Source organism: Streptomyces sp. NPDC048275, from assembly GCF_040652275.1.
Lineage (GTDB): Bacteria > Actinomycetota > Actinomycetes > Streptomycetales > Streptomycetaceae > Streptomyces.
The window spans coordinates 1-1219 of record NZ_JBEZLR010000265.1 but is presented as its reverse complement, the minus strand read 5'-3'; the positions used below and the strand labels follow the sequence as shown (position 1 = coordinate 1219).

Below are 1219 nucleotides of genomic sequence, written 5' to 3'. Positions count from 1 at the left end.
TGCTGGATTCCTCTTTAGCTGGGTATATGTCCTGGTGGCGGGGTAGTTGAGGGTGCTCGGGGGCGGGTGCTGGGCGATGGTTTTATGGGCACGGCCGGGGCGTGACGAGGACGAACGGGCAGTCGTTCGCCGGTTGTCGCGGGGCACGGAAGGCTCCGCGGGATGCGGTGATGCGAGCTCGGATGATCGAGCTGAGCTGGTCGGGGCTTCGGGTGCCGGCGATCGCCGTGGAGCTTGGCTGTAGCCAGAAAACGGTTCGCTGCTGGCTGCACCGCTTCAACCGCTCGGGCCTGCAAGGGCTGGATGATCTGGGCGGGCAGGGCCGCAAGCGGCGGATCACCGAAGAGGAACGCTCTCGGATCATCTCCTTGGTCAAGACCGTCCCGCCGGGGCGACTGCGGTGGGAGCCGGTCGGGGAACTGTGGGCCTTCGACGAGTCCGGGCCGCCCGAGTGGACCCTGGATTCCCTGGCCGCGGCCGCGCGGGCCGAAGGGATCGCAGTGGGGCGCTCACAGGTCAGACGCATCCTGCTCGCCGAGGGAGTGCGCTGGCGCCGCACCCGGTCCTGGATGCGGTCGAAGGACCCGGACTTCGTCCCAAAAGGACAAGGATCATCGGCCTCTACACCCACCCGCCCGACGACGCGACGGTGATCTGCGCCGACGAGCTGGGGCCGGTGATCCCGCGGACCTTCCCGCCCGCACCCGCCTGGTCACCCGACGGGCACCGCATCAAAGCGGAACTCGACTACAGCCGCGGACCGGAGAAGACCTGGGTCTACGGCGGTCTGCGGCCAGCTGACGGCCAGGCCCTCACGATGACCGCATCCTCCCGCAACAGCGTCTTCTACCAGCAGTTCCTGCAACTGATCGAGGACGCCAACCCGGACGGGAAGATCTGGATCGTCACCGACAACCTGTCCAGCCACAACAGCCTGTCCACCCGGACCTGGCTCGAGGACCATCCCCGCATCCACCACGCCTTCATCCCCGTCGGCGCGTGCTGGCTCAACCTGCAGGAAGGCTGGTGGCGCATCTTCCGCAAAGCCGCCCTCGCCGGCCGGTCATTCGCCAACCCCGATGACATCGCCCAGGCCACGACCCTCGCAACCGACCAGCTCAACTCCCGTGCCGGTCCCTGGATCTGGGGCAGAACCCCACCACCAACCCGTTCCCTACGACGCCGATATGTGTACCTCCTTTGAGGAATCCAGCACTAG

2 protein-coding genes are annotated in these 1219 nt (G+C 67.2%); both read left to right on the top strand.

Going from position 1 to position 1219, the window contains the following annotated elements; all coding sequences use genetic code 11:
* Window positions 1-170: 170 nt before the first annotated feature.
* Window positions 171-653, top strand: coding sequence for a helix-turn-helix domain-containing protein (locus AB0D57_RS47835; protein WP_362088790.1), 483 nt, complete (start codon window positions 171-173; stop codon window positions 651-653).
* Window positions 650-1204 (top strand): transposase, encoded by a 555-nt coding sequence (locus tag AB0D57_RS47830; protein WP_362088789.1) that lies wholly within the window; start codon window positions 650-652, stop codon window positions 1202-1204. The genes AB0D57_RS47835 and AB0D57_RS47830 overlap by 4 nt, the downstream gene beginning before the upstream one ends.
* Window positions 1205-1219: the final 15 nt, after the last annotated feature.